This window comes from Vibrio minamisatsumaniensis, from assembly GCF_050337445.1.
Taxonomy (GTDB): domain Bacteria; phylum Pseudomonadota; class Gammaproteobacteria; order Enterobacterales; family Vibrionaceae; genus Vibrio; species Vibrio artabrorum.
The window spans coordinates 1-22,041 of record NZ_JAKJSY010000078.1 but is presented as its reverse complement, the minus strand read 5'-3'; the positions used below and the strand labels follow the sequence as shown (position 1 = coordinate 22,041).

19 protein-coding genes and 1 pseudogene are annotated in these 22,041 nt (G+C 45.4%); 11 read left to right on the top strand and 9 right to left on the bottom strand.

Translation table 11 applies throughout. The features are described from left to right. Both L4B77_RS16120 and L4B77_RS16115 read left to right on the top strand, forming a co-directional pair. Positions 1-618, top strand: a 618-nt coding sequence (locus L4B77_RS16120; RefSeq protein ID WP_429751664.1) for a GGDEF domain-containing protein, incomplete at its 5' end; no start/stop codon positions are given. Positions 619-824: 206 nt separating this feature from the next. Then, positions 825-2,329: pseudogene (locus tag L4B77_RS16115) on the top strand (putative bifunctional diguanylate cyclase/phosphodiesterase). A 158-nt stretch (positions 2,330-2,487) separates the two neighbouring features. On the opposite strand, the gene L4B77_RS16110 reads toward L4B77_RS16115, so the two are convergent. The 4 genes from L4B77_RS16110 to L4B77_RS16095 all read right to left on the bottom strand — a co-directional run bounded on the left by L4B77_RS16110 (position 2,488) and on the right by L4B77_RS16095 (position 7,888). Continuing rightward, entirely contained in the window at positions 2,488-3,900 is a 1,413-nt protein-coding gene (locus L4B77_RS16110; RefSeq protein ID WP_372041484.1) for a PTS fructose transporter subunit IIBC, read from the bottom strand. Positions 3,901-3,913: 13 nt separating this feature from the next. After that, on the bottom strand, positions 3,914-4,354 hold the full coding sequence (locus L4B77_RS16105) for a PTS sugar transporter subunit IIA (RefSeq protein WP_429751662.1): 441 nt from the start codon (positions 4,352-4,354) through the stop codon (positions 3,914-3,916). A 300-nt stretch (positions 4,355-4,654) separates the two neighbouring features. Beyond that, complete coding sequence (gene manA / locus L4B77_RS16100) at positions 4,655-5,872, bottom strand: mannose-6-phosphate isomerase, class I (RefSeq protein ID WP_429751660.1); 1,218 nt, start codon at positions 5,870-5,872, stop codon at positions 4,655-4,657. A 111-nt stretch (positions 5,873-5,983) separates the two neighbouring features. Beyond that, complete coding sequence (locus tag L4B77_RS16095) at positions 5,984-7,888, bottom strand: PTS fructose transporter subunit IIABC (protein WP_429751658.1); 1,905 nt, start codon at positions 7,886-7,888, stop codon at positions 5,984-5,986. Positions 7,889-8,266: 378 nt separating this feature from the next. Here L4B77_RS16095 and L4B77_RS16090 point away from each other — a divergent pair, with 378 nt between their 5' ends. Next, positions 8,267-9,106, top strand: coding sequence for a helix-turn-helix transcriptional regulator (locus L4B77_RS16090; RefSeq protein ID WP_429751655.1), 840 nt, complete (start codon positions 8,267-8,269; stop codon positions 9,104-9,106). A 4-nt stretch (positions 9,107-9,110) separates the two neighbouring features. Here L4B77_RS16090 and L4B77_RS16085 read toward each other — a convergent pair whose 3' ends face one another. Together L4B77_RS16085 and L4B77_RS16080 are read right to left on the bottom strand one after the other, a co-directional pair. Then, a complete protein-coding gene (locus L4B77_RS16085; protein ID WP_261840721.1) occupies positions 9,111-9,884 on the bottom strand; it encodes a PTS sugar transporter subunit IIA in 774 nt (257 codons plus the stop codon). Between the two features lie 7 nt (positions 9,885-9,891). Next, positions 9,892-10,194 carry a PTS fructose transporter subunit IIB gene (locus L4B77_RS16080; RefSeq protein WP_261840351.1) on the bottom strand — a complete coding sequence of 101 codons (303 nt, stop codon included), beginning with the start codon at positions 10,192-10,194 and terminating at the stop codon, positions 9,892-9,894. Positions 10,195-10,494: 300 nt separating this feature from the next. Between L4B77_RS16080 and L4B77_RS16075 the strand changes: the two genes are divergently transcribed. The 3 genes from L4B77_RS16075 (at position 10,495) to L4B77_RS16065 (ending at position 14,536) form a co-directional block, all read left to right on the top strand. After that, the gene (locus tag L4B77_RS16075) at positions 10,495-12,360 is read left to right on the top strand and encodes a fructose-specific PTS transporter subunit EIIC (RefSeq protein WP_429751653.1); all 1,866 of its coding nucleotides are present in this window, start codon (positions 10,495-10,497) and stop codon (positions 12,358-12,360) included. A 370-nt stretch (positions 12,361-12,730) separates the two neighbouring features. Continuing rightward, complete coding sequence (locus L4B77_RS16070) at positions 12,731-13,966, top strand: MerR family transcriptional regulator (RefSeq protein WP_261840349.1); 1,236 nt, start codon at positions 12,731-12,733, stop codon at positions 13,964-13,966. After that, the gene (locus L4B77_RS16065) at positions 13,967-14,536 is read left to right on the top strand and encodes a GNAT family N-acetyltransferase (RefSeq protein WP_429751650.1); all 570 of its coding nucleotides are present in this window, start codon (positions 13,967-13,969) and stop codon (positions 14,534-14,536) included. Positions 14,537-14,631: 95 nt separating this feature from the next. On the opposite strand, the gene L4B77_RS16060 is transcribed toward L4B77_RS16065, so the two are convergent. Next, positions 14,632-16,059 (bottom strand): aminotransferase-like domain-containing protein, encoded by a 1,428-nt coding sequence (locus tag L4B77_RS16060; RefSeq protein WP_429751648.1) that lies wholly within the window; start codon positions 16,057-16,059, stop codon positions 14,632-14,634. 124 nt (positions 16,060-16,183) lie between these two features. Between L4B77_RS16060 and L4B77_RS16055 the strand changes: the two genes are divergently transcribed. After that, positions 16,184-17,083, top strand: coding sequence for a DMT family transporter (locus L4B77_RS16055; RefSeq protein WP_429751646.1), 900 nt, complete (start codon positions 16,184-16,186; stop codon positions 17,081-17,083). Between the two features lie 104 nt (positions 17,084-17,187). Here the strand turns inward: L4B77_RS16055 and L4B77_RS16050 are convergent, their stop codons facing one another. Further along, on the bottom strand, positions 17,188-17,613 hold the full coding sequence (locus L4B77_RS16050) for a DUF3010 family protein (RefSeq protein WP_429751644.1): 426 nt from the start codon (positions 17,611-17,613) through the stop codon (positions 17,188-17,190). A 283-nt stretch (positions 17,614-17,896) separates the two neighbouring features. On the opposite strand from L4B77_RS16050, the gene L4B77_RS16045 reads away from it, so the two are divergent. The 4 genes from L4B77_RS16045 (at position 17,897) to dgcA (ending at position 21,588) form a co-directional block, all read left to right on the top strand. Beyond that, on the top strand, positions 17,897-18,772 hold the full coding sequence (locus tag L4B77_RS16045) for a LysR substrate-binding domain-containing protein (RefSeq protein WP_261840345.1): 876 nt from the start codon (positions 17,897-17,899) through the stop codon (positions 18,770-18,772). A gap of 241 nt (positions 18,773-19,013) precedes the next feature. Then, entirely contained in the window at positions 19,014-19,526 is a 513-nt protein-coding gene (locus L4B77_RS16040; protein WP_261840344.1) for an RNA methyltransferase, read from the top strand. Positions 19,527-19,613: 87 nt separating this feature from the next. Next, positions 19,614-20,489: an SGNH/GDSL hydrolase family protein gene (locus L4B77_RS16035; RefSeq protein ID WP_429751641.1), complete on the top strand. Its 876-nt coding sequence runs from the start codon at positions 19,614-19,616 to the stop codon at positions 20,487-20,489. A gap of 112 nt (positions 20,490-20,601) precedes the next feature. After that, positions 20,602-21,588, top strand: coding sequence for an N-acetyl-D-Glu racemase DgcA (gene dgcA / locus L4B77_RS16030; protein WP_429751639.1), 987 nt, complete (start codon positions 20,602-20,604; stop codon positions 21,586-21,588). A gap of 194 nt (positions 21,589-21,782) precedes the next feature. On the opposite strand, the gene L4B77_RS16025 is transcribed toward dgcA, so the two are convergent. Further along, the coding region (locus L4B77_RS16025; RefSeq protein ID WP_429748586.1) for an IS3 family transposase at positions 21,783-22,041 on the bottom strand (259 nt) is incomplete at its 5' end.

The window sequence follows — 22,041 nt, the reverse complement described above, 5'->3', positions numbered from 1 at the left end:
ATTTTAAGTATTATCCTTATTGTCTCTATGTCCTTTTCAATGCTTTGGCTTATCAATGCTAGGCTTGTCTATTCACTTCAACGTATTTCGCAACAAGATCCACTTACTACGTTACAGAATCGCCGAGCTTTAGATGAAGCGGTACAAAGGCATAAAGCCCTAGAGAATAGCAAACCTGTTTGTATTGCATTATTGGATATCGATAAGTTTAAACAAGTGAATGATCGGTATGGGCATCTCGTCGGTGACGACGTAATAAAAGCGATCGCTAAAACAGTGGTGAGTTTAGTTGAACCACCCAATAAAGTTTTTCGACTTGGAGGTGATGAAATCCTTATCTGGCTACCCTATTCGAATCTAGACAAAGCCTCCGCTCTTTCAGAGAACTTGCGAGTCGCTATCCAAAAGCTCAAATTTGCACAGCATCCGTCACTACAAATCACGTCGAGTTTTGGTTTGAGTCTATTTTCAGGAAATGAAAGATGGAAGGATTGTGTCGACCGTGCCGATCAGGCACTTTATCAAGCAAAGCTTAAAGGGCGAAATACGATAGTGGCTGAAGAATCACTCGAAAACGGTTCGTTCTCAACCAAGGCTATAGGTAGCAGTAACCCTTAATTTGGGTCGGTCGAGTTGTGGACACTCACTCTATTGTGGGCATCCTTTAATCATAAAAGGCAAGCGTCGTACAGAGTCATAAATTGATAGGCGAGGATTAACAAGAAAGCCCTCGAACAGTAGAGTGTTACTCGTGTTAATGGTATGTTGTTGGTCGTTTATAAAACATGAACAAAATAGATTAGATTGAGAGATAACAACTCATGATGGATAAGACAAAGCGGTACCCTGTAAATATAGTATTCAGTTACTTAGTGCTTTCATCATCATGGATTTTGTTTTCTGATCTTGCGGTGGAGGCATTATCAAATGACTTACAGGAGCATGCCTTTTTCCAAACATTCAAAGGCCTTGTCTTTATTGTTATGACGTCTTTTTTATTGTGGGTATTAGTTAAAAAAAACAATCGAGACTTAGAGAGTGCCAACGACCTTGATAGTGTGACAGGACTCCACAGCCCCTCGGTCTTTTTTAGATATTTAAAAAAAGACTAAAAAGCTCTGATACCAGTGACCGTTATATCCTCTTCTTACTCGACATTGATGATTTCAAAACTATCGCTGACCAAATTGGTTTCGAAAACACCCATGCATTTTTAAAAGATATCGCACGATCCATTGAACTTCCCGTTGAACATCAACTGCTCTCGTCCCGAGTGCATTCAGACGGATTCGCATCCTTAATCAAACTCAATGATACTGAGCAAATTGAATCTCACATTGCGCTTGTTCATCGCAGATTCAGTGAATGTGCTTATCGCTATGATATTGCAGCGACCTGTTGTATTGGTGCTGCTCTATTTCCCTCTGATGGCAATAACGCAAAGCAACTGATGGCCTCGGCTACCCATGCGTTGGGCCAAGCAAAGAAAAGTAAAAATGCAATTGAGTTTCATGACCCAAAACTGACTGAACTTGAACGTCATCGACAAGAAATGGTGCTTGAACTGCGTAAAGCGATTGATGAAAAAACACTTGAGGTCGTGTTCCAGCCAAAATACAACATTAAGAGTAAGCTCGTTGTGGGTGTGGAAGTGTTGTCTCGTTGGACACATGAACGTTATGGGGTTGTCTCACCTGAGGTATTTATTGCGCTAGCTGAAGAGCATCAATTTTGCCGAGATTTAACTATGCTAGTTCTAGAAAAGACTTCGCAACAACTTAGAACTTGCGGTTTGCTGGGCAAAGAGTTGAACAGCGTTTCGGTTAATATTTCAGCGGTTGAGCTAAATAGCGTTGATGACATGGATTACCTTGATAATTATCTACGAAGGGATCCCGATTTTGCACGTTTGTTGTGCCTCGAAATCACAGAAACGGCGATTTTAAAAGATATAGACCAATGTGCGCGTGCGGTTCAGAAATTGAAAAAGCAAGGAGTGTCTTTTTCGATCGATGACTTTGGTGTTGGCTACACTTCCTTTAGTATATTTAATAAATTGGACGTAGATGAAATCAAAGTCGATCGTAGTTATATTAAAGACTTAGAGACCAATTACCGTTCGCGGGCGATTACCTCGGGTATCATTGATATCGCGCGTGGTTTTGGTATTCATGCTGTGGCGGAAGGGGTTGAAAATGCTCAACAATTGGCAATTTTGGAAACATTAAATTGCGAACAAGCCCAAGGTTATTATCTTGGCTACCCGATGCCATCGCAACAGTTAAGAGAAAGTCTTACTTCTGAAACAGAACCATGTTCAATAGCATAATTCAACTTTCAACACATAAATAACGTGTATCGAGAAGATTTTTTTGTGACGATTTAAGGACAAAGAAATCCCCATTCGTTGACTGACGAATGGGGATTTTGGTTACTAGGGGGTCGTGACTTTATCAATAGTGAGCATTCACTAATTTATGGATTCTTTTAGATAGCCACCATAGTTGCGGCTTTCTTCATTGCTTCCTTGGTTGAACACTCAATCACGTTCGCGTTAGCAAAGCGGTGAGCGTCTTTCACCTGAATATCGTGAGCCAAGATAACCAGTCTTGCGTTCGCTACATCTAGGTCGGTGATGCGGTTCTGAATACCGTTTTGACCTTGTGTTTCTACCTTGATCTTAAGGCCAGCGGCTAAGCCTGCTTTCTCGAGTGCTTTTGCTGCCATGAAGGTGTGTGCAACGCCTGAAGGGCAACATGTTACAGCGACGATGTCGTACTCGCCTTCGCCTGCTACAGGAGCCGTTTGAGCTTGTACTGGCGCTTCAACCATATTTTCTTCCGTTTCAACCACAACAGGCTTCCAGAGTCCTACGATAACTGCTGTGGTTAGCGAGCCAAGTGCAATGCCAACCACGTACATTGGAATGTTGCTTGATACTGGCGCCGTGATTAGGCCGCCCCAAGGTGCGTGCAGTAGAACGTCTGTCATGAAGCCAAACACACAACCAACGATACCACCGGCAACGATTGAAGGAAGTACGCGCATTGGGTCATTGGCTGCGAATGGGATAGCCCCCTCAGAGATACCGATAGAGCCCATGATTGCTGCCGCTTTACCTGCTTCTTGCTCTTGTTTAGAGAACTTGTTTTTGAATAGGAAAGTCGCCAGTGCCATACCTAGAGGCGGGGTACAAATCGCGATGCCTACGCCGCCCATTAGCCATGGTTGTGTGTCTACTTGAGTTTGAGCGAATAGGGTGGCGACTTTGTTGATAGGGCCGCCCATATCGAATGCCGTCATACCACCAAGGATTGTGCCTAGAACCATCTTAGACGCACCCGCCATTGACGCTAGGAACTCGTTCATTGAAGCCATGAACAGTTTGATTGGCTCACCGATGCCCCACAGTACGATACCTGCAGAGATTAGTGTACCGACAAGCGGGTAGATGAAGTAAGCACCCAGTGCTGTCATATTGGTAGAAAGTGGGATCTTCTTAAGTTGAAGCACTACGCCACCGGCGATGAAGCCCGCCACGATGCAGCCAAGGAAGCCGCCGCCCATATCAGCCATGATGCCAGAGGCGATCATCGCAGGCGCCAATGCGGGTTTGTCTGCAATTGAGTAACCAATAAAGCCACCAAGAATGATTGGGAAAAGAACAAGGCCTTTGATTCCGATATTCGAGATGTCTGCCAGCAAGCCGTCTGCTGGAACCGCACCTTTACCCGATGCCATTACTGCTAAAGCCAATAGAACACCACCGGCTACGATGAAAGGTAGCATGTGTGAGGTTCCGAAAAGTAGGTGACCTTTCATGGTACTAAGGAATTTCTTATAGTCGCTACTATTGTTATTACTATTGGTATTCGTAGCTTGAGTTGTCAGGGTGCTCATAATTTTCTACGCCTTATGAATTAATTAAAATATTAAGGATTTGTTGTTCGTCTTTTGCGTTATGGATATCTTGAATAAATTCATCGCTGAATTTTCCAAACAGTTCTTGTAGTACATAAATATGATGGTCAGCACCGTTGTCGGGTGAAGCAATCATAAAAAATACGGTTGGGTTGATGCCGTCTTCATCGCCATACTCGATACCTTGACGCTTAACACCGACAGCGATTGCCGGCTCAGTGACCGCCTTGCTTTTTGAGTGTGGGTAAGCGATGCCGTCCATTGAGGTAATGCTCTGAGATTCACGAATTTCGATGTCTGCCAAGAAGGCTTCTTTATTACTGATTCGGTTGTTTTTAAATAACATGCCTGCCAATTCTTCAAACAGTTCTTGTTTATTATTCGCTTGAAGGTTGTTATTAATTAAATTGACGTTAGTTAGCTGTGTGATCATTTATTAACTCATTCACTATTGAAGTTCTTGAATTAAAATTAATGGATTAACGGCATTCGCGAAATAGCAAATAAAAGCGCTTCACTGTACATTTGTACCAAGCAAAATTAAGTGTGATTTGCATCATTCATCCAGTGTGAGGTGAGTCATATTTGAGGGTGTATTTCGGTGTTGAAATAACTTTCTGTAGGAAGAAAAGAGCTGTAGGAACAAAAAAGCACTAGGAACAAAAATGCCCCGCAAAGCAGGGCATGATTAATGTTTGTATCTACTCGGGAGAGTTAGATTTACTTTGTAGAGCTAGCTGTAAGCGCGTGCGACACGTCCAACGCAATCCAGTTTGTAGCTTTCTGCGTAAGCGGGAATGAAAACCGATTGGCCTTTCTCAATTACACAAGTTTCACCACATTGATGGGTTAGCACCATGGATTCATCGAGTGGCAGTAGGATCTCGGCACCTTCGGTGGTGATCTTTCTCTGATGTGAGTTTTGCACGATAGAGAACTTAAAATCCTCGACTGGAATTTGGTATTCCATCACGTCACCTTGCTCAATCGGGCTGAGCAGTAGCCTATCTGCAGGCTTTTCATTGAATTGAGTACAAGAGATTAATTCATTGATATCCATGTGTTTAGGCGTCAATCCTGCGCGGAGTACATTGTCTGAGTTCGCCATGATTTCTAAGCCCGTCCCTTTGATATAAGCGTGGGGGGTTTCGGCATCCAGATACATGGCTTGGCCCGGCTTTAGCGTGATCACGTTTAATAGCAGCGGAGCAAACAGGCCAACATCGCCCGGATACTGTTGTTCCAACTCTGAAATCAACTGGAACACAGGGGCATCTGCAAGCTTCGCCTTCATCAGCAGCATTGTTAACGCCATGCCTTTTTGTTCACCTTGCAACGACAATAAGCTTGCGAAAAAGCTGGCTAATCCATTGGGGGTTTGATCGCCCGCGAGATCGTTAACCATCGAGTGCAGTTCAGGAATGTCGAGGTAATGGAAGTGCTCGAGGATCTCGCTTATCGACCTAAAACCGTTCATCGCAGTGTAGTCGGTTAATGCATACACCAGCTCCGGCTTGTGATTGGGATCCTTGTAGTTACGGTTGCCAGCCGTCATTGGTATGCCTTGTTGTTCCTCTAGAGCATAGCCAGATTCTGCTTGTTGCTTGTTTGGGTGTACTTGAACCGAGAGCGCTTTCTCTGCTGCTAACACCTTAAATAAATACGGAAGTTCACCAAAACGACGGGCTACTTTTTCGCTTAGAAACAGGTTGAGGTTCTTGGCAATTAAGTTCGACAACGTGGTTTGCTGACCATTGTCGATCACCGTCGAACAACCATTCGGGTGAGCACCCATCCAGATCTCCGCTTGTGGCTCACCAGACGGGTTATCAATACCAAACAGCTGGTTGAACGAAGAAGGGCTCCCCCATGCGTAGTTTTGAATTACGTTGGTCATAGGGTAGAAAAAGCGTGGTACGAACGAGTCGTTCGCTAAAGAAAAATCAGACATCGAAATCACCATGAAGGGAAATATGGCTTGAGCTTTATTCGTTCCTAAAAAACTATTAGCTACTAAAAACAGTAGAGTCGAAGGGCTCAAGCCATTGGCATTAAAAATGGCTTAAGCCGTTGCAGCCGCTAGCTTGGCTTTGCGTAGATTTTTAAGCGCGATACAAGTCACCGCAGTCACGACCGAACCTGATGCCATGCACAGCAGTGCCAGCATTGGGTAGTTCATTGCACCGAGCAGAGCGACAACTGGGCCACCGTGAGCAACGCTGTTGGTAATGCCAAATGAGAACGCCATAACCGCTGCCGTCATTGAGCCCAGTACATTGGCTGGGATAACCGACATCGGATCTTGAGCCGCGAAAGGAATCGCACCCTCAGAGATGCCCACCAAGCCCATTGCGCCAGCAGCTTTACCCGCTTCAATTTCAGAAGATTCAAACAGGTCGAACTTACGACCAAGTCTGGTTGCGATAGCCATACCCAGTGGAGCCACAGGAATCGCACACGCCATTGCGCCTATGAATTGAGTTTGACCGCTGGCGATCATGCCGACTGAGAATAGGAACGCCACCTTGTTGAATGGACCGCCCATATCGAAACCGGCCATACCACCAAGAACAATACCAAGCAGAACCACGTTACCTGTACTCATGCTGGTTAGCAGCGCAGTAAGTGCATCCATTAGCCCTGCAATTGGAGCACCAATAACAAAGATGAACAGACCCGCGATAAATAGAGAGCCAGTGATCGGAGCGATCATGATAGGCACAAGCGGTTGAACGAATTTGTGGTAGTTAAACGAGGTAATCCATTTAACGAAGTAACCGACTAATAGGCCGGCGATGATTGCGCCAATGAAACCTGTACCGGCATCAGCACCGTAGAAAGAGCCATTGTTGGCAATCCAACCGCCGATAAGACCAGGAGTTAGAGCAGGGCGGTCAGCAATCGCGTAAGCAATGTAGCCCGCCAAAATCGGGATCATCAATGTGAAGGCAACCACACCCACTTCTAGGATTTGGTTCCACATGCTACCAGCAGGAATCGCCATGCCGGATTCACTCGGCTCACCACCAATCGCTAATGCTAGGGCAATCAAAAGACCGCCAGTCACCACGAATGGGATCATGTGAGATACGCCATTCATCAAGTAACGATAAAGGTCTGAACGTGCTTGCGAGGCTTTCTCTGAAACAGATTGGTTGGTCGGCGCTTGCTCTGCTTGGTAGTTTGGCGCGTTGAGTGCTTGTTGAATTAAACCTTGCGCGTCTTTGATGGGCGCTTTTACGTTAGTGCTGATCACACGTTTTCCAGCAAAGCGAGCCATGTCGACCTGTTTGTCACAAGCGACAACAATCGCGTCTGCGCGTTCGATCTCTTCTTGAGTCGGGCTGTTTTTGACACCGATAGAGCCGTTGGTTTCGACCTTGATGTCGTAGCCAAGCGCCGCTGCGCCTTTCTCTAGCGCTTCAGCGGCCAAATACGTGTGTGCAACGCCAACTGGGCAGCCTGTCACACCAATGATGAAGCCTTGTTTCTCAACGTTGGTTTCGGTTTCTGATGGCTCAGGTTTGCTAAGCAGCAGTTCCAAAGCTTGTTGTTCAGATTGAGCATTCATGAAGTTTTCGATAAAGCCTTCTTCAATCAGTTTTGAAGAAAGCTCTGCCAGTACTTCGATGTGGTGGTTATCGCCACCATCCGGAGAAGCAATCATAAAGAACAGTTTGGAAGGCTGACCGTCATCGGCACCGTACTCGATACCCTGTTGATGGACGCCGATCACAACCGCGGGTTTGATCACCGCGCTGCTTTTCGCGTGTGGCAGAGCAATACCTTCTTCAAATCCGGTATTACCTTGTTCTTCACGAGCCTTAATGTCGGCAAGAAACTGTGCTTTGTCTGAGATTCTGCCTTGTGCGTAAAGCACGTCTATCAGCTCTTTAAATACGTCTTCTTTTGAATTAGCGCTAAGCGAAAGCTTAATCAAATCTTGATTGATCAATGTCGTGATCATAATGAACCCCTACTCTATTTTTATTTTGTTAGGAGTATTCTGGAATCTAAAACTTGCCTTCTGTAGTGAAGAAAAAACGCATTTACTGGATGATTGTTGCGTTATAAATAGAGTGTGATTTTGATCAGTCGAACGGGTGTTTTTAGCCCTGTATTGACAAGGTTTATCGTGCTTTGAAGCTTTTATTTATAAGGGATTCGGCGTGTTTTGTTATCTGGGAAATAACGTGCCCCATCAGTTTCGGTACTGGAGATTTATTCCTAATTCTGGATTTTTGTAACCTAGGTCTCAAATTGTGATTTTGCTCAATAGCGCTATGTTTCAGTTACAGGTATATCTATTCCGGTAGCCTTATTGCTGCCTATAAGAGTTCGAATAATGATATTTCATGACTTAATCTCGTCGGTGTTAAATGAGCGAGAACCGTTTCACAACATCTGGTTTGCTGGAGACTTTCACGCGCCTTCCGCTTGCAGTTATCAGGTGAACTTTCCACGTTTAGAGCTGGTGCTAGACGGAGAGTATATTAATGAAATGGAGAGTCATGATCGCAAAATCACTCACGTCATTGCCAAAGCCGGAGATGCGATTTTTATTCCATCCAACTGCTGGAATAAACCTAACTGGGATACCGATTGTTCGGTGTTGAGTATGTTGTTTGGCCGTCGTCAGCTTGGTTTAAGTTTGGTGAGTAAGCGCAAAGGGGAAGCGAGCTTTTACGATATCCAAAAGCACAGTATTCAGACTCGCTCTGGGTTTGCAATTGATAACATACTGGAGGCGCTCAGCTCGTTAGCGAGAGAGAGTAACAAGCAGCCGATGGATGAGTTATTGCTGCAAGCTCTACTGCAATACAGCAAGGCAATGTTAGAAGCGCCTGTCGAGAAATCTCACAGCCGCGTGCAGGATGTGTATCAGGGCATTTGCATTTATATTCAAGAGAATTTCCATCGCCAGATCACCCGAGACAGCATTGCCTCGCGCTTTAGCATTTCATCCAATCACTTGTCGCGAATGTTCCGTCAACAAGGTCATATGACGCTGGCAGAATACATCACCCGTGTTCGAGTCGACCGCGCTAAGTTCATGCTTAAGAAATACAATTTCAAGCTCAATGAAGTGGCACTACGTTGCGGTTTTAAGGATGTGAACTACTTCTGTCGCGTGTTTAAGAATCGCACTGGTAGGACGCCGACTGAATATCGTGGTTCAATTTAGTTGATTAAATAAGGCGTGATGAGATGTACATTAATAGAGCTTGTAGGTCGACACTGCTGCGGGTCTTTTGCAAACGCTCATTGACCTGATCGTGAAGTAGGTTTCGAGTTAGGTTGGTCGCTGCCACAATGTGTTCACGCTGTGGTTTGGTTGGTAGAACAAGAGCAATGGCGACATGCACTTCGCCGATACGTGATGCCCAGTCAATCGGGTCGTCACTGACGATAACCGCAATCGAGAGATCTTGAGTCGATTCAAACATCACATGCGGCAAGGCGATACCCGGTGACACGCAGGTTGAGGAGCGTTCTTCTCGCTTGATAAAGGCCAGAATCAGTTCATCCGGATCTTCTGGATAAACAAGATGAGCGAGCCCTTTTAAGCACTCAAATTTGGTCAGTTGGGTTTGCGCCTTAGCGTGGTGCCATTTAATGTCACAAGGTGGGCATATCTGCGGCATGCGTTGGATTAGATCGTTAGAGAACTCATGGTTTACTTGTGAGCCAACCATGTCGTAATGCTCGGCAATGACATCTTTGAGAACGAAACAGGCCAGCTCTGCATCAATACCGACCGCGGTGATCTGACACAAATCACCACGAAGTAAACCGACTTGCAGCATCGCGACGGATTTGGAGAGATCAGCGGTGCGATTTTGAGTGATGTTGATAATGCGGATGTTGCTTTTGAACTTCTTCGCTAAGCGAGTTAGCGGCTGTGCGACATGTGAGTTCGCGGCAGGATCGTCAACAAAGAAGGTGATCTGGTATTCGTTCATCAAAAGTTTAAGTTCGACAATGCTTAATGAAGACTTTATCGACACTCAATAACACCTCTTCCATGGGAACAAATACGGTTTTAGCTGGGTCAAATCGGCTTGGTTGGTCGATGTCGATATCAGAGACGATCAACACTTTGTCTGCGAGGGTAATATCTTGGGCGGTCAGTAAGTTTTCAATACCCATAGCGCCTTGCGTCTCAACCTTGATTGAAACGTTGAACTTAGGGGCTGTTTTATTTAGAGCATCAGCTGCCATATAGGTGTGCGCAATGCCTGTAGGGCACGCAGTCACCGCTACAATTCTCATTATTATTCTCGGCTTAATCTCGTCCCTGTTACGTTGCATAACCTATCTTGTATGGGAAAACCAGTATGGAAAGCTCGCATGGCGGAGGGACGATATTGTTATGGGTTCTGTGGATTTTATGGATTGGCGTTTTTTATTCCAAGGTGAAAGTCACACTCTGAGTTCTTGGTTACAATAATCCAGTTAATGCACCTTTAGTCCTATATATTGAGTGCCTTCACACCGTTAATCTTTTCATCTTATTAACCTTATCACTTACCTAATTACTTCAGTCTGAAATCAGACGAGGCAGAGCTGCATATGGATATCACCAACATTATCGAGCCCGAGATCATCTGCTTAGATTTACAAGCCGACTCAAAACAGGCGGTATTTGAAGAGCTTGTTGAACTGCTTGACCGTGCCGGTAAGCTCTCCAATAAACGTGAATTCCTTGAAGACATATGGAAGCGCGAAGCCATCGGTAATACTGGCTTTGACGATGGTATTGCGATTCCACACGCGAAAAGCAGTGCTGTAGCGAAACCTGCTGTTGCGGTAGGTATCAGCCGAACGGGTATCGATTATGGTGCAGACGGCGGCGAACTGTCTGATGTGTTCTTTATGCTCGCTTCTCCGGACAACAACGACGACCACCATATCGAGGTATTGGCTCAGATTTCGACCAGACTTATCGAAGACGGCTTTGTTACAAAATTAAAGGCGGTGGAGTCAGTTGAGGAAGCTCAAGAGCTGTTTCTCGAAGCCAATTCTGAATCGTTCGATAGTTACGCCTCTAGCCATCATGAAGTGTATGTCGAGCCACTCAGCCCTTGGGCACAATCTCTTAATCGCCTCAAAGAACACTTGTTATACGGCACCTCACACATGATCCCATTCGTGGTTGCAGGTGGTGTGCTTTTGTCTTTGTCGGTGATGATGTCTGGTCATGGTGCCGTACCTGAAAGTGGCGTGTTAGCTGACATCGCACAGATGGGCATTGCGGGGTTAACCCTGTTTACTGCGGTACTCGGTGGTTACATCGCGTATTCAATGGCTGACAAACCGGGTTTAGCGCCCGGAATGATTGGCTCTTGGGTCGCCGTCGATCAATACAACACCGGTTTCCTTGGTGCGATTGTGGTCGGTTTCTTTGCGGGCTTTGTGGTTAATTTACTCAAGAGGATCAAACTGCCAGACAGCATGATCTCGCTGAGCTCGATCTTCATTTATCCGCTTGTCGGCACCTTTGTAACCTGTGGTGCGGTGATGTGGGTGATTGGCTCGCCGATTGCCCAAGTGATGCTCGAGATGAACCAAATGCTGACTGGCATGGCAGGATCCGGAAAAGTGGTGTTGGGCAGTATTTTAGGCGCAATGACGGCCTTTGATATGGGCGGCCCAATCAATAAAGTTGCAACGCTGTTTGCCCAAACTCAGGTGAATACTCAACCATGGTTGATGGGTGGGGTCGGGATTGCGATTTGTACGCCACCTCTCGGTATGGCACTGGCGACTTTCCTATCGCCAAAGAAATTTAAACGCGACGAACGTGAAGCGGGTAAAGCTGCAGGCATCATGGGCATGATTGGCATCAGTGAAGGTGCGATCCCATTTGCCGCCGCTGACCCTGCGCGCGTTCTGCCTGCGGTTGTTGCTGGTGGTATTGTCGGTAACGTGGTTGGCTTTATGTTCCATGTGGTAAACCATGCACCATGGGGCGGCTGGATTGTGCTACCAGTGGTGGATGGCAAGATTGGCTATATTGTGGGCACATTAGCCGGTGCTCTAACAACAGCGCTGATCGTGATTCTTTTGAAGAAGAACGTGGTCGAGGGCGAAGCGAATTCTAATCCGTTCACGGGTGGCTCGGTAACGGAAGAGGGGCAAGCGGATGTATTGGCGATCACTTCTTGTCCGTCAGGTGTTGCCCATACCTTTCTGGCGGCAAAGTCTTTGGAAAAGGCGGCGCATCATCTTGGGGTACGGATTAAAGTCGAAACCCAAGGAGCCAACGGAATAGGCAATCGAATTACACAGAAAGACATTGAAAGGGCGAGGTTGGTGATCTTTGCTCACGATGTGGCGATTAAAGAAGTAGAACGCTTTGCGAACGTGAGAACCTTGGATGTCAGTACCAAAGAAGCGATGCTCAATGCACAAGCGTTGATCATGAAAAAGGTGTAATTCTTAAACCGTTCGGTTTATCCGGCCCCAAACGACAAAGACTCCGTTCTAGCTCTGAGCTAACAACGGAGTCTTTTTGATCTACCGTATTGTGGGGGGGAGGTTTTAATCTTCGCTCATTAACACAGACATACCATTGTGGCGGCTGTTGATACTGTAATCCGTTTTTAACCCATTCATCTTTTTTTGAATTTTGTTGAAGCAATGTCGCTCTCGAATCTTTCTACGGTTAAAAGATACGCTTAACTCACCTTACCGATTTGAAGTTAGAAAAAGAAAATGAGTAAAAGAAGAGTGTAATGCGTTATTGAGTGTTGACCTGACTACAGCTTCATAGTTTATCTTATAGATAGAAATGAGGGAGAAGTGGATGTATCGCATATCTGAATTAGCTGAACTTGTTGGCCTGAGCCGTTCCACGCTTTTGTATTATGGAAAGTTGGGTTTGATTGAAGCTCAACGAACCAGTAATGGTTATCGAAGTTATTGTGAACGTGACTTGCAACGTGTGAAATTGTTGCAGCAGTTACAAGCAGGAGGTCTGACGTTGAAAGAGTGTCAGGCGTGTTTGGATGCCAAGGTTGACCGCTCCTTGTTACAAAATCGACTCGAACAGTTAGACCAAGAGATTGCTCAGAAACAGCGGTCACGTGCGCTGCTATCGGCCTTGTTAGGCGAGAGTGGTTTGCAAGATTGGCATGAGTCGATGGATAAGGTGGCGCCTGATGCGCATCTCGATTGGTTAATTAAGCAAGGCTTTGATGAAAAGCAAGCACTGCGTCTAAAGTGGCTTTCAAAAGACATGAACGATCATGAGCAGTACATGGCCGATTTTGAGGTGATCTTTGAGGGTTTAGAGCGCTTAGGGCCCGGAACGGCAGAGGATACTTTAGCGGCGTTGGCACACGTTACGGTTTCTCCCAAACGTGTACTTGAGATCGGTTGTGGTAAAGGTATTGCCACCTCTGTGTTAGCGAAAGCCTTAGGAGAACATCAAGCGGATGTGCAAATAACGGCGGTAGATAATGATCAACCGAGCTTAGATATTCTGACTCAGCAAGCACAGGCTCTTGGCTTAGAAAACAACGTCCAAACCGTGTGCGCGAGCATGATGGATCTGCCGTTTGAAGCTCAGTCGTTTGATCTCATTTGGTCGGAAGGCAGTGCTTATATTATGGGGGTTGAAAAGGCGTTAAAGCAGTGGCGAAATTTACTCAGTGATGACGGCATATTGGTCGTCAATGACTTAGTCTGGAATACCGAACAACCTAACGAATCGAGCAAAGCGTTCTGGCAAAAAGAGTACCCAGACATGACGACGGTATCCGAGCGAATTAAACAGGCACAAGCTGCGGGTTATGAAGTTTTGGAGCATTTTGCAATGAGCGACGCTGGTTGGCTTGCGTATTACCAGCCCTTTCAAAAGCGAGTAGAAGCGCTTAAAGCAACGATGCCGAACTCAAAAGCGCTCGTAGATTGCGACAGTGAAGTTAAACAATTTTTCGATAGCAGCACATCAAAGAACGGTTTGGATCAACAGCCTTCGAAAGGTTCTGAACAACGTGATTTTGATTATCAGTTCTTTGTGCTCAAGAAATTAAAGTAAGTGAGTAACACCATGAAATTTAGACATTATAATTCAAACGAAATCGAAACGATCACTCAAGTTTTCACTCAAACCTTTACGAATTCAGAAGGTGAGAACGAAGGTAAAACAGTGGGTAAGCTTGCCAACGATCTTTTAACGACCACAGCTCCGACAGAGCTACTTTGCTTTGTTGCTGAAGACGATTCTAGTGAGTCGGATGCGGATAGTACGATTGTTGGCGCGATTATCTTTACGCCGCTTTCATTTGGCGATGAAACAAAGGCGTATTTACTTTCGCCAGTAGCGGTGAGCACTCAAGTACAAAAGCGTGGTATTGGCCAGCAACTGATTAACTTCGGTTTGCAGGCTCTAAAAGAGCAGGGTATCGAGCTTGTAGTGACGTACGGTGATCCTGACTACTATTCAAAAGTGGGCTTTGGGCAAATTACCGTTGAGCAGATCCCAGCACCCTTTAAATTAAGCTTTCCTCACGGTTGGTTAGCTCAATCGTTGACTGGCGGTGAAGTTACAGTGACGAGTGAAAAATCGAACTGCGTTAAAGGCTTGGCTCATGCAGAATATTGGTAGCCGCTGGCAATAAAAATTGAGAAAAAGAGAAAGTCCATCAGGTATTACCTGTTGGGCTTTGTTGTTTGGATTGAATGGGGAATTAGAAAGGCAATCTAACGTACGTGCTTAGCGATTATCTTCGCTAGTGTCAAAACCCCTTCTTTCCACTCTTTGCTCTCTTCAATATTGGCGACAGTGAAGCGCAAGCAGTGTTTATATTGATCGTTGGTTCCAAATACTGTGCCGGGTAAAATTCCCAGCTTATGTTTTAAACAGTCTTGATAGACCGCGTAGCTGTCGACCGATTCAGGCAGTGTTATCCAGTTTAAAAAAGAGCCTTCAGGTTTTGATAGGTGGTATTGCCCGACAAGGTGTGGGTGGCTATCTAGTGCTTGTATTAACAGGCTTTGGAATTGTTTTTGATTGGTTTGGTAGAGCCGCTTCATTTTAGACAAATGGCTGCGATATTTACCGGTAGTGAGGAATTGACCCACCGCGGATTGCATCAGGTTTGAGCTGCCCATGTTGTCGCATAAAAGGTACTTTTCGACCAAAGGTTGGTAGCGCCCCGACAGTAACCAACCGATTCGCAAGCGTGAGTCTAAGGTTTTAGACAACGAGTTGACGTAGATGACTCTATCTTGGTCATCGAGCTCTTTGAGGCTAGCGATGGGTGTATCGAATGCCAAGCTACCGAACACATCGTCTTCGATAATTGGTAAAGATCCGGTGAGCTCCAGTAATGCTTTTCGATTCGCCAATGGCATCCGTGAACCCGTTGGATTAGTAAAGTTTGGCGTTAGCAGTAAGGTTTTCACTTCCCATTTGTCCAACGCACTCTGTAGCGAAGGAATGTCGATTCCGTGGCTAACACTGCTTGGTATTTCAAGGGCTTGCAAGCCAAGTGATTCAAGTAAAAGTAGATTACCGAAGTAACACGGTGACTCGACCGCCACGATGTCGCCGGGCTTGGTGAGCGCACGTAATGCCAAACTGATCGCCTGTTGAGCACCATGAGTAATCGCAATCTCTTTCGATCCCGCAGGCACACCAAGATCATGGGTGATCTTTAACAATTGCTTTACTAATTGCTCGTCTCCAGGAGGCAGTTGGTAATAACCAGGAAGCTGAGTCTGCAAGCGGCTATGGCGACCGATCTCGGCATACAAGCTTCGAATCGCAGGGTTGTTGATGTTCGGGTGTGCTGAGCCTGCCAACAGTTTCAGGTGACCTTTTGGACGAGAGAGTACCGATTTGGTGACAGACAACAGATCGACTTTTTGAGGTTGGCTTAGTGCATCCCAGTTTGTGTTGTTGGGCGCCTTGACGCGATAGCCAGATTTGGGTACTGAATAAACCCAACCTGTCGCTTCCAGTTCTTGATAGGCACGAATCACGGTATTTTTACTCACGCCAAGCTGTTCGCTTAACTGGCGGATTGAGGGGAGACGATCATCTGGATGAAAAAGTCCTTTATCGATCTGAGCCTTAATATGTTGTTCGGCAGCAAGATATTTATTGCCGCTGAGTTCTGCTTCCATGTTTTTCTTCCTCGTTGCCTACTCTCAATCTGTAACCATTTAAAGTGTTATATCTGTATCTTTATTAGTTATCTGTACCCAACTAAGGTAACAGCATTGATGAAGCGTTGACCAGAGGTTTGTAATGTTGATTAAAATGATTCCGTTTGTGTTTGTAATATTGTGGTCGTCAGGCTTTGTTGGTGCACGTCTTGGTGTGGAATACGCGGAGCCCGCAACATTACTCTCACTGAGGATGGTGGCGAACGTGGTGCTGTTCTTGGTTTTGATTGCAATCCTTAAACGTCGTATCCCTCGTGGTCGAGCATTCGTCCACGCTTGTGTGGTTGGCATCTTGATTCATGGTTTCTACCTTGGTGGCACCTATCTGGCGATTGATATGGGTATGCCCGCCGGGTTAAGTTCTCTACTTGTGGGCTTGCAACCGATTCTTACCGCCTTGATTATGATCAGTTGTACTTCGCAGCGTTTTAATTTGGCACAATGGCTGGGACTAGCGCTTGGTTTTGCGGGTATCAGTTTGGTGTTGATGGGCAATATTGAATGGCAGTCGGATGATCAAAAAGGCTTGGCAACGATATTGTGTTTGGTTGCTTTGGTGGGTATTACCTGCGGCACTCTGTATCAGAAGCGCTTCTGTCAGGGTACTGATATGGTCGGCGGCGCTATGGTGCAATATTTGGCTTCGGCGTCGCTGTTTCTGCCGTTCGCAATGCGTTACGAAACGATGCAGGTAAACTGGACTGTAGAATTCTCGCTGACGCTAATCTGGTTGGTGGTTGTTTTGTCTTGCGTTGCCATATTATTGTTGCTTTACATGGTAGAGCATGGCGCATCTTCAAGTGTGGCCTCAGTGTTTTACTTAGTTCCACCGACGACTGCAATTCAAGCCTGGCTTATTTTCGGTGAGTCGTTCGACATCTATGGTGCAATAGGCTTCGCCTTGTCTGCCGCTGCGGTTTATTTGGTGGTGAGGAAGCCCGAATGGATTAAGCCCCGCAGACGAACAGCGTTAGAGCGGTAATGTGTATACCAAAACTCATTCTACTTAAAGCTGATAACTAGAAACAAAAAAGAGCCTGAATACTCAGGCTCTTTCTGCATCAAACTTTGGTAAGCGGCTTTTGATTAGCGCTTCATCAAGCAAGCGTATGCCGTTGTAAACGGGGCTTCTTGGTATTGCTTAAGGCCAGTTTCTTTGAACTTCATCATCAGAGGGTTGCGCTTAATACTTTCTTTGATGTCGGCCGGTGACACAACCGCTACGTCTAGGCCATCGATCAACTGAATTGCCGCTTCTAGTTTGAAACCGAAACCACCACCTGCAAATTTGCCTTTCGTTTGGCGTTGACGAATTACAACTTTATCTACTTGGTAATCTTCCATTAACTTTGCAAAAGAGAATTGAAAGTCTTTCATATTCTGTGTGTCGTTTGCGTCGCTAATTGAAACTTTAGAAACTCGGCAATCAGGAATGTTAAATACACCATCTGATAGAGAAAGAAGACAGATGACTGCATCGTTACCTTTGATTTCAACACCACAAATTTTCATGTTCTTACCTATTTATTTTAGAGCCCTACATTATGGTGTTATTTATCACACTTCTCCAGTCTTTGCGTCTATTGGTGATAAATAAGTTTCGAACAAAGGATAAGATTGCCCTTTCTTTACCGAAAGCACTATGTCAATGGTAAAAATGGTGCTCAGCGTTGAGAACCATTATATGCATTGGTCGAGCCGTGTTGGTTTATCCGCAGAGCACATCAAGTAAGGTGACAGTATTTTATAACTTCAATACACTGTCGAGGTAACCGGTTCAGCATAGGATAAAGGTATGGCCAATTGGGAAGGAGTCAGTGAGTTTGTTGCAGTCGCAGAGCGTGAAAGCTTTACTGGTGCCGCGCAGAAACTCACGACGTCAGTAGCTCAAATCAGTCGTAGAGTGGCGAATCTGGAAGAACGCTTAGCGGTGAAATTGCTAAATCGAACAACTCGTAAGGTCTCGCTAACAGAGGCCGGGCAACTCTATTATCAGCAATGTAAGTTGTTGGTTGAAGGTTTAGAAATGGCAGAGCTAGCGGTCACGCAGATGCAATCTACGCCTAAAGGCCTACTGAAAGTCACAGCTCCTGTAACCTATGGTGAGCGGCAACTCGCGCCACTTCTTCACCAGTTTTTAAAGCGCTACCCGCAGGTGGAACTTGAGCTGATGTTGACCAATCAAAGGCTCGATCTTATTGACTCAGGTGTTGATGTCGCAATTCGCCTTGGCCGGCTAGAAGATTCAAGTTTAGTCGCAAAGAAGCTTTCCCAACGACAGCTCTATGTATGTGCAAGCCCCGAATATATTGAACGCTATGGGGAGCCTCATACACTCTCTGAACTGAGCAATCACCCATGTTTGGTTGGTGGTTTCGAGCATTGGCGTTTCAAAGAAAACGGTCGCCCTCGTTCGGTTCGTGTCACTGGACGTATCAAATGCAATAGTGGCTTGGCCTTGTTGGATGCGGCGAAGCAGAGCATTGGTTTGGTGCAATTACCGGAATACTATGTGAGTGAAGATTTAGAATCCGGGGAGTTGGTTGAGGTGCTGTCCGATTATCGAGATGATAAAGAGGGGATCTGGGCGCTTTATCCGCAAAACCGTAACTTGTCTTCAAAGGTTCGTCTGTTAGTCGATTTCCTGTCTGAGCAGTTGGGAGCGATCTAGGCTTTCGTGCCATTTTCAGCTTCTTGAGAGGTTCAGTGTCATTTTTTCGATATGGATGCAATATTGAACGTGTTGTTGACAAACTGGATATGCTTAGGGGTTCGCTTTGAACGACTTAGGTTTTCAGGGGGAGGGGCGTTATAGGAAGTCGTTTTCGATGCTTTGGTATTTGCTGTTGCTTTGGTAGAATGCCACGCTTTATAGCACCCAGCTATGTCTATTCGTTAAGTGAGAAAGACCCATGAACAAAAGCCATGTCACTATTGGTTTAACTAACCCAAAGAGCCCGACAAACGTAGGGGCGGTTATGCGTGCGGCTGGTTGCTACCAAGTCGACGAAGTTAAATACACAGGGCAACGCTACGAAAAGGCGGCTAAATTTCACACCGATACTAAAAGTGCAGCACGCACTATCCCACTGATAGGCGTAGAGTCGTTTTTAGATAACCTTGATTCAGAAACCAAGATCGTATGTGTGGAGTTGGCTGAAGGTGCAACGCCACTGCCACGTTTTAAACATCCGGAAAACGCGATCTATATCTTTGGGCCAGAAGACGGTTCTATTTCTCAAGATGTCGCTAATCGAGCTGACCATGTTGTTTATGTGCCAACGGTTGGCTGTATGAACTTAGCTGCGAGTGTGAACGTTCTGCTTTACGATCGCCTTGCCAAATCTGATGACATGGATGAGAGCAATGAGCTGATTAAAAAAAGCCGTGATAACCGTAATCATCTATTAGTTACAGAAAAGTAATTTACCGCTTCTGGTGTTATCTATCCCACACGTAATCGGATATTATCTTGAGTCCATCAGCAGACCATTGAAGGGTTAGATAACACCATGGAAGACGAGCAATTACTTGCTGCACTGCAACAGCATCCTGTCCTCGATTTATATCAGTTATTCCAGGAAGTGGGGCAAACCCAGTCTCTATACACTTTATTAGAGAGGTTATCTTCCCTTAAAGAGCACCACCACCTCGATACACATCTCAGCCCTTTTAAGCCTCACATCGAAGCGTTATTGGCTCAATTTGATCGCACCACGCCGGACAGCGAAATTCTCAAGTCGGTCGCAATTCAATCTGAGATTCAGCAACGAGGTCATAGTATGAGCCGTTACATCATGGCAGCAGACAATCATCGCCATTTCTCCCCGAGTGTTGACTTAGTGATGTTTGGTGACTCGATCACCGAGTGGGCACCCTGGGCTGATATTTTCCGGGAGATCTCTATGGTGAATCGTGGCCTTGCTGGTGACACGACGGCCGGCATGCTACGCCGTATCGATACCACTTTGAACGTGAAGCCAAAGCTCGTATGTTTTATGGCAGGGATCAATGATCTTGCACAAGGCTACAGTGTCGATCATATCTATCAGAATTATATTGAGATACTGACCACATGGCGAGCTCAAGGCATTTCAATTCTTGTTCAATCTACATTGTACGTAGGGTGTAGGCTGCAGGGGTTGAATGTTCAGGTTTCACTGCTCAATCAAAGGTTACAAGCCTATTGTGAACAGCATGAGATTGAGTTTTTAGATGTAAACAAGGTGCTAGCCCCTAACCAATTATTATCGAATAGATACAGTTGTGATGATTTGCACTTGAATGCTCAGGCATACCAAGCTTGGTCGGCACTACTCCAGCCTAAAATTGAAGTGTTGTTATTAAAAACAACCCAATCGGCAATTGACCTAAGTTCTATGACTTAAATTGTGTGTATTTGAATGTACAATTAATGTTCGAACATTTGTGACATTCACTTTAACGACCTCATCATTTTCTATTTCCATTTGTCAAAGCGAACATCAACCGAGTTAAATTATGAAGATTACAGCAGAACCTATTACTATCGCGATGCAAACGCCTTTTCGTATATCCCGAGGTAGCCGAACAGAGTGTCATGTCGTTCGTGTTTATATTGAACATAATGGTAAACGAGCTCAAGGGGAGTGTACGCCTTACCCAAGATATGGTGAGTCGTCGGAGTCAGTGCTAGCGCAGATTCAACAAGCTGCCAGTTCACTTGAAGCCGCGTTTGAGCGAGGTATGACTGATCCTGAAGAGCTCAGAGATCAGCTTCAGTCTTTATTAGCTGGTGGAGCGGCACGTAATGCCGTCGACTGTGCGCTTTGGGATTTGGAAGCCAAGCAAAATAACCAACAGTTCCCAAATAGTATGTTTGAGTTACCGGCTCAAATCATTACCGCGATGACGGTCTCCATTGGTACTGTAGAAGCTATGGCAAAACAGGCTAGAGATTATGTCGCGAACGGTGCCAAACTACTGAAAGTGAAGCTTGATCAGGATCTTATTGTCGAGCGCGTTCGAGCTGTCAGAGAAGCGGCACCAAAGGTTAAAATTGTATTAGATGCGAATGAAGCGTGGACAGGGATCAATCTCGAAGAGTTGTTTATTCAACTGACAGAGTTTGATATCGCAATGATTGAACAACCTTTACCGCAAGATCACGATGCATCATTGGCGCACATTAAACACCCTATCCCATTGTGTGCTGATGAAAGCTGTCATACTACTTCACAATTATCATCATTGTTGGGTAAGTATGAAATGGTGAACATCAAGTTAGATAAAACGGGAGGACTGACAGAGGCCCTCGTACTTGCAGAAGAAGCGCAAAGGCTCGGGTTCACCCTAATGTCGGGTTGCATGCTTGGTACATCATTGGCTATGCGTACAGCGCTACCTATCGCGGTTCAGTCTGAGGTTGTCGACCTTGATGGTCCGGTGTTGCTTGGGCAAGATGTTTCTCCTGCACTGACTTATCGAGATGGGATGATTATTCTTTAAGCCCTTCAAATCAGGCCTGAGATAGAATATGAGCCATCTGAAATAGGCATCATCCTTGTTACAAGCTAGTCGTCAACGAACTTATCATCGATGCCTATTGAGTTGAGCTATATTGTGTTGTCAGTGATTTAGGACAAGCAGGAAAGGAAAAAGCCAGCGATATTGAAGTGACCCCATAAAGTTGGACATTTCTGTTAAGCGGCTTTCAAGGCCTGAGTTCGATATTCTATCGGAGTCAGGCCTTTTAGTTTCACTTTTATACGTTTGGTATTGTAGTACTCGATGTATTCTTTAATTTTCTCTATCAGTGCATCTGCATCTTCAAAGCTTTGGTTGTGATACATCTCTGTTTTGAGTAAAGCAAAAAAGTTTTCAGCAACCGCATTATCCAAGCAGTTACCTTTTCTCGACATACTTTGTGTTAACCCACTCTCCGCTACCTTTTTTTGATAC

Bases quoted from the DNA above. Each gene is read 5' to 3' on its own strand.
- L4B77_RS16110 (WP_372041484.1), bottom strand. From the start codon at position 3,900: ATGAGCACCCTGACAACTCAAGCTACGAATACCAATAGTAATAACAAT.
- L4B77_RS16105 (WP_429751662.1), bottom strand. From the start codon at position 4,354: ATGATCACACAGCTAACTAACGTCAATTTAATTAATAACAACCTTCAA.
- manA (WP_429751660.1), bottom strand. From the start codon at position 5,872: ATGTCTGATTTTTCTTTAGCGAACGACTCGTTCGTACCACGCTTTTTC.
- L4B77_RS16095 (WP_429751658.1), bottom strand. From the start codon at position 7,888: ATGATCACGACATTGATCAATCAAGATTTGATTAAGCTTTCGCTTAGC.
- L4B77_RS16090 (WP_429751655.1), top strand. From the start codon at position 8,267: ATGATATTTCATGACTTAATCTCGTCGGTGTTAAATGAGCGAGAACCG.
- L4B77_RS16085 (WP_261840721.1), bottom strand. From the start codon at position 9,884: ATGAACGAATACCAGATCACCTTCTTTGTTGACGATCCTGCCGCGAAC.
- L4B77_RS16080 (WP_261840351.1), bottom strand. From the start codon at position 10,194: ATGAGAATTGTAGCGGTGACTGCGTGCCCTACAGGCATTGCGCACACC.
- L4B77_RS16075 (WP_429751653.1), top strand. From the start codon at position 10,495: ATGGATATCACCAACATTATCGAGCCCGAGATCATCTGCTTAGATTTA.
- L4B77_RS16070 (WP_261840349.1), top strand. From the start codon at position 12,731: ATGTATCGCATATCTGAATTAGCTGAACTTGTTGGCCTGAGCCGTTCC.
- L4B77_RS16060 (WP_429751648.1), bottom strand. From the start codon at position 16,059: ATGGAAGCAGAACTCAGCGGCAATAAATATCTTGCTGCCGAACAACAT.
- L4B77_RS16055 (WP_429751646.1), top strand. From the start codon at position 16,184: ATGTTGATTAAAATGATTCCGTTTGTGTTTGTAATATTGTGGTCGTCA.
- L4B77_RS16050 (WP_429751644.1), bottom strand. From the start codon at position 17,613: ATGAAAATTTGTGGTGTTGAAATCAAAGGTAACGATGCAGTCATCTGT.
- L4B77_RS16045 (WP_261840345.1), top strand. From the start codon at position 17,897: ATGGCCAATTGGGAAGGAGTCAGTGAGTTTGTTGCAGTCGCAGAGCGT.
- L4B77_RS16040 (WP_261840344.1), top strand. From the start codon at position 19,014: ATGAACAAAAGCCATGTCACTATTGGTTTAACTAACCCAAAGAGCCCG.
- L4B77_RS16035 (WP_429751641.1), top strand. From the start codon at position 19,614: ATGGAAGACGAGCAATTACTTGCTGCACTGCAACAGCATCCTGTCCTC.
- dgcA (WP_429751639.1), top strand. From the start codon at position 20,602: ATGAAGATTACAGCAGAACCTATTACTATCGCGATGCAAACGCCTTTT.